The sequence below is a fragment of the Halomonas litopenaei genome, assembly GCF_017303055.1.
Taxonomy (GTDB): domain Bacteria; phylum Pseudomonadota; class Gammaproteobacteria; order Pseudomonadales; family Halomonadaceae; genus Halomonas; species Halomonas litopenaei_A.
Genome location: NZ_JAEKJT010000001.1, coordinates 562,076 through 579,363 on the forward strand (window position 1 = coordinate 562,076; position 17,288 = coordinate 579,363).

Here is a 17,288-nt window from a genome sequence, read left to right on the forward strand (position 1 = left end):
CTGGCACGCGGGCGCGGCGCTGGCTGGCAGCTCATGTCGGCCAGCACCGGGCCTGGCTTGGAGGAGCGGCGGCCTGTGGCATCCTGTCAGGGTTGATTGGTATCGCGCAGTGGCTGGTGTTGGCGCAGGTGTTGGCCATGGCCATTCAGGGTAACGCCTCCATGGACAGACTGTGGCCATGGCTATTGGGGTTGCCCGTGTTGGTGCTGTTGCGAGCGCTCTGCGGTATCGCCCAGGACCTGCTGGCCCAAGCCGCAAGCCAACGCCTGCGTCGCGCAGTGCGCCGCGAGTTGCTGGATCACCTGGCCACGCTTGGCCCCCTGCGGGTGGCCAACCACCATAGTGCAGGCCTGGCCCATCAATGGGTCGAACAGGTCGATGCGCTGGACGGCTACGTGGCGCGCTTCTGGGTTCAGAGCCGCGTGGTGCTGGTCGTGCCGCTGGTGATCCTGGTGGTCGTGGCCTGGACCAACTGGCTGGCCGCGGTACTGCTGGCGGTGACAGCGCCGCTGATCCCGCTGTTCATGGCGCTGGTGGGCATGGGCGCAGAGGCGCTCAACCGTGATCAGTTCGAGGCGGTCAGTCGACTCTCGGGGCATTTCATCGATCGCGTGCGCGGCATTCAGACCTTGCGTCTGTTCGGGGCTGGTCAGCGTGCTACGGACGACGTTGCCCAGGTGGCTGACGACTATCGTCGGCGGAGCCTGCGCCCACTGCGCCTGGCGTTTCTGTCATCCGCCGTGCTCGAGTTCTTTTCCTCCGTCGCCATCGCGGCCTTGGCGATCTACATCGGCTTTGGTCTGCTGGGTGATCTGCCGTTGGCGATCGCCGACCAGCTGACCTTGGCCAGTGGCTTGACCATCCTGCTGCTCGCGCCGGACTTCTTTCAGCCGCTGCGTACGCTGTCCCAGTTCTATCATGATCGAGCCTCAGCCTTGGCCGCAGCCCAGGGCCTGACTGCCTTGCTTGATGAGCCTGCGCCGGCGGGCCGCCGCCGCTCCCAGCGAGCGTCGGGCAGGGATGCCATGGAGGCGTCGGGGCAAGTCACCGAGCCCGGTGTGCTGGTGAGCCTGCGCGGCGCCTGTCTTGACCATCCGGGACGCGGCCGCGCGGTAGGTCCCCTCGACCTGGACCTGCATGAGGGTGAGACGGTGGTGATCAGTGGTCCTTCTGGTTCCGGCAAGTCGAGCCTGCTGGCGCTGGTGGCCGGCTTTGCCGGGCCTGGTGACGGGACACGCCATGTGCGTAGCGACTTGTCCATTGCCTGGATGGACCAGCGTCCTTGGCTATTGCATGGCAGTATCGCCGACAACCTGCGGGTGACTGCTCCCGAAGCGGATGACGAGGCGTTGTGGTCCGCCCTGGGCGATGCCGGTCTGGCCACCTTGATGAACACCCTGGAGCAGGGACTCGCCACGCCCATCGGCGAGCATGGAGTCGGTTTGTCGGGCGGTCAGGCCCAGCGTCTGGCCCTGGCACGGGTATTTTTGAGCGATGCTCGCCTGGTGTTGCTGGATGAGCCCACGGCAAGTCTCGACAGGGATACCGAGGCCATCTTGATCCAGGGCTTCCGGCGCCTGGCAGCAGAAGGCCGTACCTTGCTGGTGGCGAGCCATCATCCGCAGCTGCTAGCCCTGGGAGGACGCCATCTGCAGCTGGCAGCGTACTCGCCAAGTGCCAACACAGAGAGCGTTCTGGTGGAAAGTGCAGAGATAGAGAGTAGACCCTGATAGGGGCATAGAGGGGATTGCCCCGGGGCAGGGTCGCGACAGGTACTCTACAGCAGTCAAAGGTATTACCTGTTGGTTGGGAGGTTTATATGGCATCTGCAACGTCCATCAAGCTGGATGAGGATATGAAGGGGCGCGTTCGCAAGCTTGCCGAAGTCCGGCAACGGTCGCCGCACTGGATCATGCGGGAAGCCATTGCCCAGTATGTTGAGCGCGAAGAGCAGCGTGAGGCCTTGCGGCGCGACACCCTGCAGGCCTGGGCGGAATTTCAGGAGACTGGCGTACACGCGACTGCCGAAGAGGTTGAGCGGTGGCTGCAGAGCTGGGGAGGGAATGACGAACTTCCCGCTCCTGAATGTCACAAGTGAAGTTTGCCCCGGCAGCGATTCGGGATTTACAGCGTCTTCGTGAGTTTTTGCGCGCAAGGAACCCGGATGCCGCACGTCGCGCTGGTGAAGCCATCCGACAGGGCGTGCAGGTGCTGGGTGCTCTCGCCCGACTCGGTCGACTTGTGGATGACCTTCCCGAAGTGTTCCGCGAGTGGCCGATCGACTTTGGTGACAGTGGGTATGTCGTGCGATATCGAATAGATGAAGATGCCGTGACCATTCTGGCGGACCGACATCAACGTGAGGCGGGGTGTTTGTGAAAGACTGCTGCAGGCAGAGAACCATGAGCTCGCAACAGCCGTCTATGCTGGCCCATTGGCATACGCTGAAGGGCTGGCTGGCCTTGCACGACGAACTACGCGGTCGGCTGCTGGTCGGCCTGCTGTTGATGGTGCTGACCGCGCTGTCGGCGTTGGGTCTGCTGGCGGTGTCGGGCTGGTTCATCACCGCCAGTGCCCTTACCGGAGTCGCCCTCGCCGCGGGTGTCGCGGCCGCGCTGGATGTGTACACCCCGGGAGCAGGGATTCGCCTGTTCGCGGTCAGCCGCACGGTGTCGCGCTACGTCGAGCGACTTTATAACCATGACACTATTTTGCGCCTGCTGGCCAAGCTGCGCGCGCGCTGCTTTGCTGGCCTGGTGGCCATGGATGGCAGGCGTCTCGCCACGGCGCGGGCGAGTGACTGGCTGAACCGTCTGACCGCCGATATCGATACCCTGGACGCCTTGTATCTGCGTCTTCTCGCACCGGCGGGGATGGCGCTGATGCTGTGCTTGGCGGTGGTCGGTCTGGTGGCCATATGGCTGCCTGAGGCAGCGCTGGCGCTGTCGGCGCTGCTGCTGCTGGGATGGTGCTGGCTGACGCTGGGGCAAGCGCGTGCCGGTATGCAGGCCTGCCGCCAGCGTATGGTGGCGCTTGAGCGTCTGCGCGGGGCCATAATTGAGAGCGTGACGGGAATGTGCGAACTCGAAGCCTATCGGGCGCTGGATCGTCGCCGTCAGCAGTTGGAAGCCCTGGAAGATGACGTGTTGAAGGCACAGTGGCGGCTGAGTGTGGTCACCGCCTGGGGCAATGCCGTATCCGTCATGGTGATGGGAGCGGCCTGGTGGTGGCTGCTCGTCAGTGGCTTGCTGGCGTTTCAGGGCGGGCAGTTGTCAGCGCCGGTACTGGTCATGTTGCCGTTGGCAGCGCTGGCCTTGGCAGAAGGGCTGGCAAGCCTGCCGGCGGCATTCAGCCACGCCGGGGCGAGTCTGGTGGCGGCTGAGCGCCTGAATCAGATCGAGTCGACCGCGACACCCCCGGCGGAGGCAGACACCGATGCCCGTCAGACGGCGGCGGATCATGCCACGTCGGGCAGTGGTGGGCCCGCTGGCGTGGCGTTCGACGCCTTGGCGTTTCGCTATCCCGCCGCGCTGGATGATGCGCTGGCACCTGTCAGCGGCCGTGTCGACCCTGGCGAGCGGGTGGCGCTGTGCGGTGCCTCCGGGGCAGGCAAGTCGACGCTGCTGGCACTGCTGGCGGGTGAGCTGACGGGGTATCGTGGCCGGCTGACCCTGGACGGCATCGACCTCGCCCAGTGGCCGCGCAAGGCGCTGGCCCAGCGTGTCGGCTGCTTGACGCAGCGGGTCGAGCTGTTCGATACCAGCCTTGCGGAAAACCTGCGCATCGGTCGGCCTGATGCCTCCGATGAGGCACTATGGCAGGCGCTGGAGGCGGTCGATCTTGCCGATTGGGCGGAAACCTTGCCGCGCCAACTGGACACTCGGGTGGGCGAGGGCGGGCGCCAGGTGTCTGGAGGACAGGCTCGGCGACTGGGCCTGGCCCGGCTGTGGTTGACCGACCCGGGACTGGTGATCCTGGACGAACCCTTTGCCGCGCTGGATGCTGCCACCGCCTCGAGGGTGGCGCGTGGAATCGAGCCCTGGCTTAGCCAGCGCACCGTCCTGATGCTGGTGCACCACCACGACCCTCGCGACCCTGCGCCGGGCATGCAGGCTGTCGGCCGGGTGATCCCCCTGGAGGCAGCATCAGCATGGCGCAAGGCTCGCCAATCCGGCACCATGGACCTCATGTGACCGGCATCACTCCGTGTCCGCGCCACACCGTGCTATAGAACAGGGCCACGACCTCATGAACGACGACTTTCTCACCCGCCTGCCCAAGGCGGAGCTGCATTTACATATCGAAGGCACCCTCGAGCCCGAGCTGATGTTTGCGCTGGCCGAGCGCAATGGCGTGACGCTGCCTTATGCGTCGATCGAGGCCGCCCGCAAGGCCTACGACTTCAGCGATTTGCAGTCCTTTCTCGACCTCTACTATCAGGGCATGAGCGTACTGGTCAGCGCTCAGGACTTCGAAGACCTGGCGATGGACTACTTTCGTCGCGCTGCCGCCGAGGGAGTCGTGCATGTGGAACTGCACGTGGATCCCCAGGCACACCGCGCCCGTGGTGTCACCCTTGACCAGGTGATGACGGGGCTGACGGCAGCCTGCGCCAGGGCCCGCACCGAGCTGGACCTGTCCAGCGCCATGATCCTGGCCTTCCTGAGGGATCAGCCCGCAGAAGATGCGATGCAGCTGCTGGAGGACGCTCAGCCATATCTTCAACACTTCAGTGCCGTCGGCCTGGATAGCGCCGAGCAGGGCAATCCGCCGAGCAAGTTCCGTGAAGTGTTCGCCAGGGCAAGGGAGCTGGGCCTCGAGCGCGTGGCGCATGCCGGTGAGGAAGGCCCGCCCAGCTATATTCGCGAAGCCCTGGACGAGTTGCAGGTGTGTCGTATCGATCACGGCGTTCGCGCCATCGAGGACATCGAGCTGGTGGAGCGGCTGGCAGATGAAGGGACAGTGTTGACCGTGTGCCCGCTGTCCAACGTTCGCCTGAAGGTGGTGGAGCAGCTTGAGCACCACAGTCTACCGGCGCTGATCGATGCTGGCCTGGTGGTGACGATCAACTCTGATGATCCCGCCTATTTTGGCGGCGGCATGCGCGAGAACTTCGCCGCTTGCCAAAAGGCCTTCGCCTGGTCCGACGAGACACTGACCTGGTTGGCCAGCAACGCCATCGAGGCAGCCTTTATGGACGATGCTCGCCGGGAAGAACTGCGCCAGCGACTGCTGAACCTGTAGTACGACACCACACTCCCGCCAATCCGGCGGGGGTGTGGGCTGACGGTGGCTGACGATCCTCAGGGCAGCGCCGGTACTGTGACCGTTGGCTGATCGCCGGTCAGCGACCCAAGGAAGGCCACCAATTGGGTGATGGTGGCATCGTCGAGTTCCTTACCCAACATCTCGCGCCCCATGACCGAGACGGCCTCCTCGAGGGTGGCAGCGGAGCCGTCGTGGAAGTAGGGGTAGGTCAAGGCCACGTTACGTAGTGACGCCGTTCGGAAGGCCTGGCGGTCCGCCTGATCCGAGGTGACGGCAAAGCGCCCTGGGTCATCGGAGCCAGGCACCTGAATCGGATGAAATCCGCTGTCGCTGAAATTGGGTCCTCGGTGGCAGGCGATGCAGCCTTGGTCCACAAAGGCCATCATGCCTGCCTGTTGCTCGTCCGTCAGTGCCTCATCATCCCCCATTAGATAGCGGTCGAGCGGTGCGTTGGGAGTGTTCAGGGTACGTTCGAAGCTGGCGATGGCCGCAGCGAGATGATCGGCCGAAAGCGGCTCGTCGCTGTCAGGGAAAGCGTTGCGGAATGGTGCCATGTATCCCGGCAGGGATGACAGTCGCGCCAGTGCGCCATCCAGGTCATGGGCCATCTCGACGCTGTTCTGGATGGGACCCAGGGCCTGGCTCTCCAGGTCGGGTTCGCGGCCATCCCAGAACTGCGCGGTCAGGAAACCGGTATTGAGCACCGTCGGGGAGTTTCGGTTGCCGACCTGTCCATCATGGCCCACCGCCGTGGGCAAACGGTCGGTCCAGGCCAGCGCCGGATTGTGGCAGGAGGCGCAGCTGATGTTGCTGCTCTGTGACAGCCTGGGTTCGAAGAACAGCATCTTGCCCAGCGCAATCTTCTCCGCGGTGAGGCTATTGTTCGAAGGGATCGGCGGAAGGGCGGGTAGCGGACTGAAGTACTTGCGGTAGTCGTCTGCGGTGGTGCCAGCGCTGGATGACTCGGTGGCGGCCTGGGCGTCGGCGGATGAAGCGGCATTGGCCCAGGTCGTCAGCGTCAGCACAAGGGCGCCAACCAGCAGCGACGGGGAGGCGTATCGGGTTGTTGGCATGTTCTCGTCTCGTTACTGCGTCACGGGTAACCGTCGTTGTGTCCCGCAGTGCAGCCGCTGGTCCGGCGGTCACGCTGCGAAAGAACATGGGCGCGAACCGACGGCGGCGCACGAGCCCAACGGGGCGAGCAGAGTGTCGAGTCGAACGCGCCCGCCCACGCCTGTTATTTCTAACGTGAAGACCACCGCCACTGGGGCAACGATCGTCCCGAATGGCTGCTAGGGCACGCATCTGTCGAGATTGACTGGCTGTTTGTCGGTAGTGTGAAGAGAGTTGCGACGTTGCGGACCAGCGTCGCTGGCGATAAGCCACGCGATTGAAATGACGCAGGCTTGACGAGCAAGCGATACGGAAAGGGCTGCAGACGGTGCTGTCGAGCGCTCATGAAAAAGGCGCCCGGTAGACCGGACGCCTAGCTGATCACGTCGTGATATGGCCGACGTGCCGAGGCGTGGTGGGGAAATGAAAGAAAAGGAAAGGCGAGGAGAGGAGAGGACTGGGTCGCTTGCCGACCCAGCCCCAGTCCGAGCGGCTTAGCCCTGTACGCTGTTGGCCTGTCGGGCCGCTTCGCGGGCACGCTGCTTGGCCTCACGACGCTCCGCCATTCGGGCGACGGCGTCGGCCCCTAGGTGCGACTCACCGCGCTCCCGCGCCAGCTGCATCTGGCGTTCCCGCTCAGCAAAGCGCGCCTTTTGCTCGTCACTGAGCTTGTCATAGCAGCGCGGGCAACAGACCCCCTGCTGGTAGTGTCCACTCTGCTTGTCATCTTCAGTGATCGGCATGCGGCAGGCGTGGCACTGATCGTAGCGCCCTGGCTTGAGGTCATGGTCGACGGTGACGCGGTCATCGAACACGAAACACTCACCCTGCCACAGGGTCTGCTCCTTGGGCACGTCTTCCAGGTACTTCAGAATGCCGCCCTTGAGGTGGTAGACGTCTTCGAAGCCCTGCTCCTTGAGATAAGCGGTGGACTTTTCACAGCGGATGCCGCCGGTGCAGAACATGGCGACCTTCTTGTGGCGTGAAGGGTCCAGCGTATTTCTGACATAGTCCGGAAAGTCCCGGAAGGCCTCAGTGGAAGGGTTGATGGCGCCCTTGAAGGTGCCTACCTCAATCTCGTAATCATTGCGGGTGTCGATGACCAGCACGTCCGGGTCTTCGATCAGCGCGTTCCAATCCTTCGGTTCGACGTAGGTGCCGACGGTGTGGCGTGGGTCGATACCCTCGACCCCCATGGTGACGATTTCGCGCTTGAGCTTGACCTTGGTGCGCATGAACGGAGCTCGCTCGGTCAGTGACTCCTTGACGTCGAGCTGCGCCAGCCGCGCATCGCTGCGCAACCACGTCAGCAGGGCATCAATACTCTGACGCGGGCCAGCCACGGTGCCATTGATACCTTCGCGGGCCAGCAGCAAGGTGCCGCGAACCTGATGATCGAGCATGACCTGAAGAAGCGGCTCGCGCAGCGCTTCGAAGTCTTCCAGAGTGACAAACTTGTACAGGGCACACACCACCAGTTTGCCGCTGTCGGCCTGGTAATCCGAAGCGCCAGTGGTGGTAGCGGTGGTAGAAGTGGTGATCCTAGTGGTCGAAGTCGTGCTATCGGTCGTCATGGGGGCCTCGTGCGAACCGGAGCGTAAATCCGGAGCAGGATGGGGGAAAATCGGAGGGGCGGGATTTTACCTCACTTGCCAACGATTTTCTAAGCCATGCCCGGTGGCCGACAGCGGGCTGCCTCGGCCAGGAGCGAAAGTTGATCCTTTTGCATCACCCCCCGAGGTCACCCCTGTCGTCCGCCTTGACGTCCGCCTTGATGTCATCCTTGACGCCACTCCTGGCGGCCCCCTGTGGCTGCTGCTGGTGTCACCCCTGGCGGCGATGCTGCAGGCGTCCTCCCGCCCAGGTCTCATAGATGGCGCGATCGTCACCCATCATCATCAGCGTGAACAGCTCCTCGGAAAGGCTTCGCGTGCGGCCCATGCGCCTCGCCATCAGCGGTGAGGCCATCGGGTCGATGACCACGAAGTCCGCGTCCTTGCCTGCCGTCAGGCTGCCGATGCGGTCATCCAGCGACAGCGACACCGCATTGCCCAGCGTCAGGTCATGGAAGCCAGCCCAGGCGGTCAGTGGCGTGCCACGCAGCTGGCCTACCTGATAGGCCGCCTTGAGGGTGGCCAGGCCCGACAGGTCGGTGCCGGCGCCGATATCGCTGGCCAGGGTCAGCTTGAGGCGCTGTTGCCTGGCGCCGGCACGGTCGAACAGACCGCTGCCGAGAAACAGATTCGAACTGGGGCAGAAGGCGATATTGGCACCACGGTCAGCCAGCCGCTGGCGCATGCCATCGTCCAGGTGAATACCGTGGGCAAAGGTGCTGCGAGGGCCAACCAGATCAGAAGCTTCGTAGACATGTAGGTAGTCTCTGCTTCCGGGGAACAGCTCGGCGACCCAGTCCAGCTCGCCGAGATTCTCGGCCAGATGGGTCTGCAGCCATAGGCTCGGGTCGTTGCGCAGCAGGCCGCCGGCGGCATCCAGTTGGGCCCGCGTGGAGGTTGGCGCAAAACGCGGAGTGACGCTGTAGCCAAGTCGTGCTGTGCCGTGCCAGTCGCTGATCAGCCGTTCGCTGTCGCGGATGCCGCCCAGGGTGTCATCGGTCAGCGCGTCCGGAGCGTGGCGGTCCATCAGCACCTTGCCAGCCAGCATGCAGAGATCCCGGCGCCTGGCGGCGCTGAAGAAGGCGTCCACAGAGCCTGGGTGACTCGAACAGAACACCTGGGCGGTGGTGGTGCCGACCCGCATCAGCTCATCTAGAAAGACGTCGGCAATATGTTCGGCATGCTCGCGCTTGGCGAAGCGACACTCTTCGGGAAAGGTGTACTCATTGAGCCAGTCCAGCAGCTGTCGCCCGTAGGAGGCCATGATCTCGAGCTGGACATAGTGCACGTGGCTATCGATGAAGCCAGGCATCACCAGCTTGCCGCGATGATCAATGAGGGTGGTGTCGGTCGGCAGACGCGGGGCGATGTCGGCGTACTCTCCGACGGCTTGGATGACGCCGTCGGACCACCATAGTGCGCCATCTTCGATGTAGCTGACGCTGCCTTCGGCGGGTGTGTCGTCATCGCCTGGGTCGGCATTGAAGCTCAGCAGCCGCGCGCGAATGACGTGATGGGCAGATGGCTGTGCCGCAACGTCTGGCTGCCGGGCAGGGCGGATGGACTCGGCGGCATGGCCGAGTGAGGAGTCAGGGGCATCCATCGGAAAGCTCTCTTGTCAGTGTCGTCGCCGGCGCGGCCGGAAGGATCAGCGGTGGGCCCCATCCCTGGGGACGTTGCACGCCCGAAAGGGCGTTGGTGGCATCAGGGCATCAGGCGTTTCAGCGTCGCGCTGTCGACACCTCTTGAAGTGTCGTCACGTTTCGTTGTGTCACGTCGAGGGTGGGCCAACGGCAGCAGTTCTGCCAAGGCGGCCAGCGCCACGGCGTGAGGCGTCTTGTTGCCGCCGGAGTCACCGATGGGGCAGCGCACGCGGTCGATGCGTGACGCCGCCACGCCGGCACGCTCGAGTCGACCGCGAAAACTGGCCCACTTGCTGCGTGAACCGATCAGCCCGATTGACGCCAGGTCGTCTCTTTCCAACAGTGCCGCGATCAGGGCGTAGTCCTCGCCGTGGTCGTGGGTCAGCACCAGGGCATGGCTGTGTGGCACCAGGCCCGCGACAGCCTCGCTCGGGTCGTTCAAGCGGTGTTGATGAACGCAAGCATGGGCACCGGTACCTTCGAAGGCCGCGTCGCGACTGTCGAACCAGTCGATGCGCCATTCAAGCGGCGCCGCCAGTTCGGCGATGGCACGGCCCACGTGTCCCGCGCCGAACAGCGCTAGACGGGTCATGCTGCCAAGGTCGGTCTCCAGCAGCACATTGACGAAACCGCCGCAGCACTGGCCGCTGCGTCCGCCCAGGGGAAAGGCTTCCAGGCTCATGCCTGCCTGACCCTGAGCCAGCCGCTCGCGGGCGCTGGCGATCAGTTGCCACTCGAAAGTGCCGCCGCCCAGGGTGTCATGCAGGCTGTCCGGGGTGATCACCATCTTGGCGCCCGGCTCCCGCGGTGTGGAGCCAAGGCTGGTGACCTGGGTGGCCAGAACGAAGGGCTGGCCAGCCGCCTTGAGCCTTGCAAGGGCGTGGTACCAGGGCTCCTTGTCCGGTCCGGCGTGGGCGGTCATGGTGATGTGTCTCCTGACGGGGCGCCTGGACTTGCCTGGGCTGTTCGCAGGGCTGTGCTAGCGGCGATGTGACGTGCCTTGCGCGCGGCCTGCATGACCCGCTCCGGTGTGGCCGGGGTGTCCAGGCGCACCGCGTGGCGGTAGTCGGTCAGGCTCGCCAGGGCGTCGCGCAGGGCACACCACACCGACATGCCAAGCATGAAGGGAGGTTCACCCACCGCCTTGGAGCGGTAGATACTGGCCATGGAGTTGGGATGCCCCTCCATCAGCTGTACCTTGAAGGTGGCGGGCAGGTCTCCATAGGCGGGAATCTTGTAGGTAGCAGGGCCGGTTGAGGTCAGCTGACCACTGTCATTCCACTTGAGCTCTTCGCTGGTCAGCCAGCCCATGCCCTGGATGAAACCACCTTCCACCTGGCCGACATCGATGGCCGGGTTCAAGGAGTCGCCTACGTCATGCAGGATGTCGACCCGGTCGACCTGGTATTCCCCGCTCAGGGTGTCGACCGATACCTCGGCCACGGCGGCACCAAAGGCAAAGTAGTAGAAGGGCCGACCCTGTCCACTGTGGCGATCGTAGTGGATCAGTGGCGTCGCGTAGAAGCCTTTCTCTGACAGCGAGACGCGTCCGAGATAGGCGTCCTGAATCAGCGTGCCCCAGGCGATTCGCTGCTCGCTGCCGGCAATGCCCGCGATAAGTTCACCCCGCTCCAGGCGCATTTCATGGCGGTCGAGCTGGTAGTGCTCGGCGGCGAAGTCGAACAGGCGCTGCTTGAGCTTGTCGGCTGCGTCCCTCGCCGCCTGACCATTGAGGTCGGCACCGCTGGACGCTGCCGTGGGCGAGGTATTGGGAACCTTGTCGGTGCGGCTGGCACTGATACGTACGCTGGACAGCTCGAGGCCCAGCTCGCGGGCGACCACCTGACAGATCTTGGTGTGCAGGCCCTGGCCCATCTCGATGCCACCGTGATTGATCAGCACACTGCCATCGGTATACACGTGCAGCAGGGCACCCGCCTGATTGAGGTGCTGGGCGGTGAACGAGATGCCGAACTTGACCGGCGTCAGCGCCAGTCCTTTACGGATCACCGGGCTTCGCGCATTGAAGTCGGCAATGGCGCGGCGCCGGGCCCAGTAGTCGCTGTCCGCCTCCAACCGTTCGACCAGGGTATGCAGCAGCGCGATCTGATCTACCGTCTGGCCATAGTGGGTGGTGTCGCGTCCCTGGCGATAGAAGTTGCGCTTGCGCACGGTCAGCGGGTCTTCACCGACCTGTCGGGCGATGTCTTCCATGGCGGCCTCGATGACCATCATGCCCTGGGGGCCGCCAAAGCCGCGAAACGCGGTGTTGGACGCGGTATGGGTGCGGGCCCGATGCCCTGTGACTCTGGCCTGTCCCAGTGAATAGGCATTGTCGGCGTGGAACATCGCACGGTCGACGATGGCGTCTGACAGATCCGGGGAGTAGCCGCAATCGCCGGTAACGCTGATATCACCCCCGCTGATCACTCCCGCGGCGTCGATGCCCAGGCGATAGCGGTTATGGAAGGGGTGGCGCTTGCCGGTGACCTTCATGTCATCGCCACGGGGCAGGCGAATACGGCAGCTCTTGCCGGTTCTTCGCGCCACCAGGGCCGCCAGACATGCCCAGGGAGACGCCTGCGTCTCCTTGCCGCCGAAGCCGCCTCCCATGCGCCGCACCTCGACGGTGACCGCATGGAACGGAATATTCAGCACTTCCGCGATCAGCTTCTGTGTTTCGCTGGGATGCTGGTTGGAGGTGTGGACCATCACCCCTTCGTCTTCGGTGGGGTGTGCGACACAGGCCTGTCCCTCTAGATAGAAGTGCTCCTGGCCGCCGATAAATTGCTCGCCCTCTACCACATGGTGGGCGTCGGCCAGCGCCGCTTCCCAGTCACCGCTTTGCTGACGATGGGTGGGGCGCACCAGATCGCCAGCGTCGACCGCAGCCATCGGATCGAGAGACACTGGCAGCTCATCGATCTCGATGCGGGCCTTGGTGACGGCCTGTCGGGCAGCGCGATGGCTGGTGGCAGCCACGCAGAACATGACCTGGCCGGCGTAGAGCACTTCCTGGTCTGCCATGATCGGGTCGCCAGGGAAGACCGGACCAATATCGGTGTGACCCGGCACGTCGGCAACGCTGATGACATCGACCACGCCAGGGGCCCGCCGCACCTCGTCAAGGTGCATGGCGGTGATGCGCCCGTGAGCCTTGGGCGAGAGGCCCACGGCCAGGTGCAGGGCGTCGGAAGGCAATGCCAGATCATCGATATAAGCGGCTCGCCCAGTGACATGTTTCACGGCGCTCTCGTGACGGGCGGACGAGCCAGAAAAACTGTGGGCAGCGGTGGCATCGGCGTTGTGGCGCTCCGTCGTATCGGACGGAGGTGTCGGCAGATCAGTGAGCGTACGCATGAAGCATCACCTCCGTGGCGAGGGTGTCGGAATGGTCACGAGCATCAGCGGATGACGCACCCGGGGACGTCGCGTTCTGGGCTGCCCCCTGGGCGGAGGATGCGATCACCAGCAGCAGTCGTTCGAGCAGGGCGGCGGCGGCATCTTGACGGTATTCGCTGCTTCCGCGCACGTCGCTCATGGGCGTAAAGTCCTGGGCCAGGGCCTCGCTGACTGCGCCAAGGCTGGCGCTGTCCGCAGGCTTACCCTCAAGGGCGGCTTCGGCGCCCGTGGCCCTGGCGGGGATGGCGGCCATGCCACCGAAGGCCAGGCGAACATCGGCCAGGCGCCCGCCGACCACGCGCCAGGAAAAGGCGCCCAGCACTGCCGAGATGTCATCTTCCCGACGCTTGGACAGCTTCCACACCTTCAACTGCTGATCGTTAGCCAGATGGGGCAGGAAAATGGCTTCCAGCACCTCATCGTCACCCAGCGCGGTATCCCGGTAGCCCAGGAAGAACTCGCTGGCGGCCAGGGTCCGGCTGCCGCCGGGCCCGGTCAGCCGCAGTCGTGCATCCAGCGCCAGCAGTACCGGCGGGGTATCGCCGATGGGCGAGGCGTTGGCGACGTTGCCACCGAGGGTGCCGCGGTTGCGCACCTGGCCAGAACCCAGGCGATGTAGCAGATGGGCAAAGGCGGGGTAGTGCTCGGCAAAGAGTGGCTCCAGGCGTGAGTAGGTCACCGCAGCGCCAATCCACACGCCGCTGCGACCCAGGTCGTCGGCCGCAGATTCGACGGTCAGAAGCTCTGCAACGCGAGTCACATCAATGACCTGTGGAAGATCCTTGAGCTGTTGCGTCACCTCGAGCCATAGATCGGTACCGCCCGCGACCAGCCGTGCCTCGGGGAAGCGCTGACGCAGAGCCACCAGGTCAGCCAGGCTGCGGGGCTGGTAGAAGCCGGAGGCGTTCGCTGTCTCAGCACCGCGTGAAGCAACGTTGCGCTCGTTGGGAGTCGCGCCAGGGCCACCCACGTCGGTGGCAAGGGCGTCGGCTAGGGACAGGTCGTCGAGCCAGGCAGGACGGAAGCCCGGAGTGTCGTGCATGGCCAGGGCGGCATCTCGAATCGGCCGGTATCCGGTGCAGCGACACAGGTTGCCGCCCAGCGCGGCTTCCAGCCGCTGCGGGGTCAGCGGGGCGGGCTGCTGGACTTGGTGCTCATGCAGGGTGAACAACGACATGACGATGCCCGGCGTGCAAAAGCCGCACTGACTGCCGTGGTGCTCGACCATGGCCGCCTGGCAGGGATGGAGCTCGTCGCCATGGGAGATTCCTTCGACGGTCACCAGGTGACGACCGGCCAGCTGGTGGGCCGGCATGATGCAGGCGTTGGCACTGTGATAGTGCAGGCGGCCGTCGGCATCCACTTCACCTATGGCGACGGTACAGGCACCGCAGTCTCCGGAGGCACAGCCTTCCTTGGTGCCCGTCTGGTTCAGCCGTTCGCGCAGCAGATCAAGGACGCTGAGATGGGGCTCGGCATCCACGTGCTGCATCCGGCCATTGAGGTAGAAACTGATCATGGCTAGAGGTCCCGCTTTGGCGTTGTCATTATCGTTGGACAGTAGGGCGCACGAGGCGTCCTGTCGTGGGGCTTGCGATCTTCGGTCGATGTCGCCTTGGTGTTGCTAGCGTCGGTCTGTTTAGCTCGGGTCTGTTTAGCTAGGGTCTGTCTGGCGTTTGCCCATCTGGCTTCAGGCCATCACTTCTTGATGTATCACTCTCCGATGCATCACATTTTGGTGTATCAAGCTTTGACTCTGCTTTCCTAGACCCTGCTTTCCTGGAGCGGGGTCCCTTGCGCCCCTATGTAAAGAAAATGGTGTATAGGGAAATGGTGCAAAGGAGATGGCTGAGCCGGGTCTTGTAAGCAGCAATGTTGTTATTCTTGACCAATCGGTCAGCTTCTTCAAGGTGAAGGAGTGAAATTTGCTTAGGACTGCCGTTTGGCGTTAGTTCGACAACGACATGACAGCCATGCCTCACCCACAGACCTGTGTCGAATTGCCAGTCCCTGACCCTTCAGGCACTCTTTTACGGCGCGTTGTCCTGATCAGGCGTGACGTGGGTTCACGCCAAGGGCGGCGGTTTGTCAACGACCGGGATGAGCATGGGATCACAGCTGGATGATGCAGCGCTCGACAGGGCGCTCGACACCGAAGGCGGCGCCATACGCCAGCGCAACGAGCGCGAGATACTCGATGCAGCCGAGCGGGTGTTTTCTCGCCACGGCTACCGGGGTGCCAGTCTCAAGCTGATCGCGGAAGAGGCGGGGCTTCCAAAGTCCAATATCCTCTATTACATGGGCAGCAAGAAGGCACTCTACGTGCGTCTGCTGGAAGGCGTGATGGAGCGCTGGAACACCATGCTCGACGATATTTCTGTCGAGGACGATCCCGCCGAGGTACTCAGCGCCTTTATTCGCTCCAAGATGGAGATGTCTCGCCGTTATCCCGAGGCCTCGCGGCTATTTGCCGGTGAGATCCTGCAAGGGGCTCCCTTTCTGCAGGACTTCCTGCGTGGCGAGCTGCGTGACTGGGTCGAGGGCCGGGCCGAGGTGTTCCGTCAGTGGGCCGAGCGCGGCCTGATGGACCCCGTGGACCCGGTGTCGCTGATCTTTCTGATCTGGTCGGCGACGCAGCACTACGCGGACTTCGAAGCTCAGGTGGCCGGTATCACCGGCCATGAGCACTTCACCGACGACGACATGCAGCGCGTTACCGACTTTCTCGTCCAGGTCGTTCTGAAAGGGTGTGGAGTGGTGTCGGCACCCACAGGGCACTGAATGGCTGCGTGCCCTGGGACGCCGGCATGGTGACTCGCGATGGTTACTGCGCGGTGGCCAGCATGATCGCCGACAGTACCGCTGATACCCACATCGCGGGCTTGATCTGAGCGGCCTTGCCGGTGGCCAGCTTGATCAGCACGAAGCTCATGAAGCCGAACGCAATCCCGAGCGTGATGGAGTAGGTCAGCGGCATCAGAATGATGGCCAGAAAGGCAGGAAAAGCGTCCTCGAAACGACTCCAGTCGATCTTGCCGATGGGGGCCATCATGAACAGGCCGACCAGAACCAGGGCTGGCGACGTGGCGATGCCCGGTACCAGAGAGAGCAGTGGCGACAGGAACAGGAAGGGCAGAAACAGCGCCGCAATGACCAGCGCCACCAGCCCGGTACGTCCTCCCTGGGCGACGCCAGCGCCTGACTCGATAAAGGTCTGGGCTGCGCTGGTGCCCAGTGGCGCCGCGATCATCGAGGCAAACGCATCGACGGTCATCGAACGTTTGAGGTTACGAGGATTGCCGTTGGCATCCTTGAGGCCCGCCGATTCCGACAGCGCCATGAAGCAGGACAGGGCGTCGAAGAAGTTGGTGAACAGCATCACGAAGATAAACGGCAGATAGGCGACCTTGAGAGCGCCGAGCACATCGACCTTGCCCAGGGCAGAGAAGTCCGGCCACGCCGCCAGTCCTTGCCACACCACCACGACCTCGTCTCCCCACAAGCGGCCCAGGGGCAGCGCCAGCAACGTGGTGGCCGCGATGCCAAGAATCAAGGCGCCGTTGAAGCCTCGGATGACCAGCACCGCAGTGATGATCAGGCCCGCGAGGAAGGTGACCAGCAGCGCATCCAGGTGTCCCAGGCTCACGAGTGTGGCGGGACTGGCCACGATGAAGCCGGCATTCTTGAAACCAATGAAGGTAATGAACAGGCCGATGCCACAGGTGATGGCGTAGCGCAGTGACGCCGGAATGGCGTCGATGATGGCCTCGCGGACGTTGAACATGGCCAGTACCGCGAACATGACGCCGGACCAGAAGACGCAGCCAAGTGCCACCTCCCAGGACAAGCCGGCTCCCAGTACCAGGGTGTAGGTGAACAGCGCATTCATGCCCATACCCGGTGCGACCAGAATCGGGTTACGGGCGTACAGCGCCATCGCCAGGCTGCTGAGACTGCTGATGACCACGGTGGCTGACAGGGCAGCGGAAAAGGGGATGCCCGCGTCTGACAGTACCGCCGGGTTGACCACGATGATGTACATCCCGGCCAGGAAGGTGGCAATACCGGCCAGAATCTCGGTTTTAACCGAACTACCGCGTCGGGTCACGTTGAAGAATCGGTCGAGCAACGCCCCCAGACCGCTGGAGTCGGAAGGGCAGGATCTTTCGCGGTCTGTCGTCTGGCGTTCTGCGGTTGATGGTTCTGCGGGCGATGAACCGGGATCACTCATGGCGGGGTCCTCTTGTCG

Annotated in this window: 13 protein-coding genes; 6 read left to right on the top strand and 7 right to left on the bottom strand. The window is 63.8% G+C overall.

Annotation, left to right across the window (positions count from 1 at the left end; genetic code table 11):
* Positions 1–23 precede the first annotated feature (23 nt).
* The 5 genes from cydD to JF545_RS02420 all read left to right on the top strand — a co-directional run bounded on the left by cydD (position 24) and on the right by JF545_RS02420 (position 5,244).
* Positions 24–1,730, top strand: a complete 1,707-nt coding sequence (cydD, locus tag JF545_RS02400; RefSeq protein ID WP_242520663.1) for a thiol reductant ABC exporter subunit CydD — start codon at positions 24–26, stop codon at positions 1,728–1,730.
* A gap of 89 nt (positions 1,731–1,819) precedes the next feature.
* Positions 1,820–2,098 carry a CopG family ribbon-helix-helix protein gene (locus JF545_RS02405; protein ID WP_206938291.1) on the top strand — a complete coding sequence of 93 codons (279 nt, stop codon included), beginning with the start codon at positions 1,820–1,822 and terminating at the stop codon, positions 2,096–2,098.
* Positions 2,086–2,379, top strand: a complete 294-nt coding sequence (locus tag JF545_RS02410; RefSeq protein WP_206938293.1) for a type II toxin-antitoxin system RelE/ParE family toxin — start codon at positions 2,086–2,088, stop codon at positions 2,377–2,379. Before JF545_RS02405 ends, JF545_RS02410 begins: the two co-directional genes overlap by 13 nt.
* Before the next feature lie 23 nt (positions 2,380–2,402).
* Complete coding sequence (cydC, locus tag JF545_RS02415; RefSeq protein ID WP_206938308.1) at positions 2,403–4,193, top strand: thiol reductant ABC exporter subunit CydC; 1,791 nt, start codon at positions 2,403–2,405, stop codon at positions 4,191–4,193.
* Between the two features lie 55 nt (positions 4,194–4,248).
* Complete coding sequence (locus JF545_RS02420; protein WP_206938317.1) at positions 4,249–5,244, top strand: adenosine deaminase; 996 nt, start codon at positions 4,249–4,251, stop codon at positions 5,242–5,244.
* Positions 5,245–5,303: 59 nt separating this feature from the next.
* Here JF545_RS02420 and JF545_RS02425 read toward each other — a convergent pair whose 3' ends face one another.
* The 6 genes from JF545_RS02425 to xdhA all read right to left on the bottom strand — a co-directional run bounded on the left by JF545_RS02425 (position 5,304) and on the right by xdhA (position 14,558).
* Positions 5,304–6,341: a cytochrome-c peroxidase gene (locus tag JF545_RS02425; RefSeq protein WP_206938319.1), complete on the bottom strand. Its 1,038-nt coding sequence runs from the start codon at positions 6,339–6,341 to the stop codon at positions 5,304–5,306.
* Between the two features lie 534 nt (positions 6,342–6,875).
* The gene (locus JF545_RS02430; RefSeq protein WP_206938321.1) at positions 6,876–7,955 is read right to left on the bottom strand and encodes a rhodanese-related sulfurtransferase; all 1,080 of its coding nucleotides are present in this window, start codon (positions 7,953–7,955) and stop codon (positions 6,876–6,878) included.
* A 250-nt stretch (positions 7,956–8,205) separates the two neighbouring features.
* Positions 8,206–9,597 carry a guanine deaminase gene (gene guaD / locus JF545_RS02435; protein ID WP_206938331.1) on the bottom strand — a complete coding sequence of 464 codons (1,392 nt, stop codon included), beginning with the start codon at positions 9,595–9,597 and terminating at the stop codon, positions 8,206–8,208.
* 101 nt (positions 9,598–9,698) lie between these two features.
* Positions 9,699–10,559 (bottom strand): xanthine dehydrogenase accessory protein XdhC, encoded by an 861-nt coding sequence (xdhC, locus tag JF545_RS02440; RefSeq protein WP_206938341.1) that lies wholly within the window; start codon positions 10,557–10,559, stop codon positions 9,699–9,701.
* Entirely contained in the window at positions 10,556–12,997 is a 2,442-nt protein-coding gene (gene xdhB, locus JF545_RS02445; RefSeq protein ID WP_206938343.1) for a xanthine dehydrogenase molybdopterin binding subunit, read from the bottom strand. The genes xdhC and xdhB overlap by 4 nt, the downstream gene beginning before the upstream one ends.
* Entirely contained in the window at positions 12,981–14,558 is a 1,578-nt protein-coding gene (xdhA, locus tag JF545_RS02450; RefSeq protein WP_206938345.1) for a xanthine dehydrogenase small subunit, read from the bottom strand. The genes xdhB and xdhA overlap by 17 nt, the downstream gene beginning before the upstream one ends.
* Positions 14,559–15,145: 587 nt before the next feature.
* On the opposite strand from xdhA, the gene JF545_RS02455 reads away from it, so the two are divergent.
* Complete coding sequence (locus tag JF545_RS02455) at positions 15,146–15,820, top strand: TetR/AcrR family transcriptional regulator (protein WP_206938347.1); 675 nt, start codon at positions 15,146–15,148, stop codon at positions 15,818–15,820.
* Between the two features lie 43 nt (positions 15,821–15,863).
* On the opposite strand, the gene JF545_RS02460 is transcribed toward JF545_RS02455, so the two are convergent.
* On the bottom strand, positions 15,864–17,270 hold the full coding sequence (locus tag JF545_RS02460) for an NCS2 family permease (protein ID WP_206938349.1): 1,407 nt from the start codon (positions 17,268–17,270) through the stop codon (positions 15,864–15,866).
* Positions 17,271–17,288 lie beyond the last annotated feature (18 nt).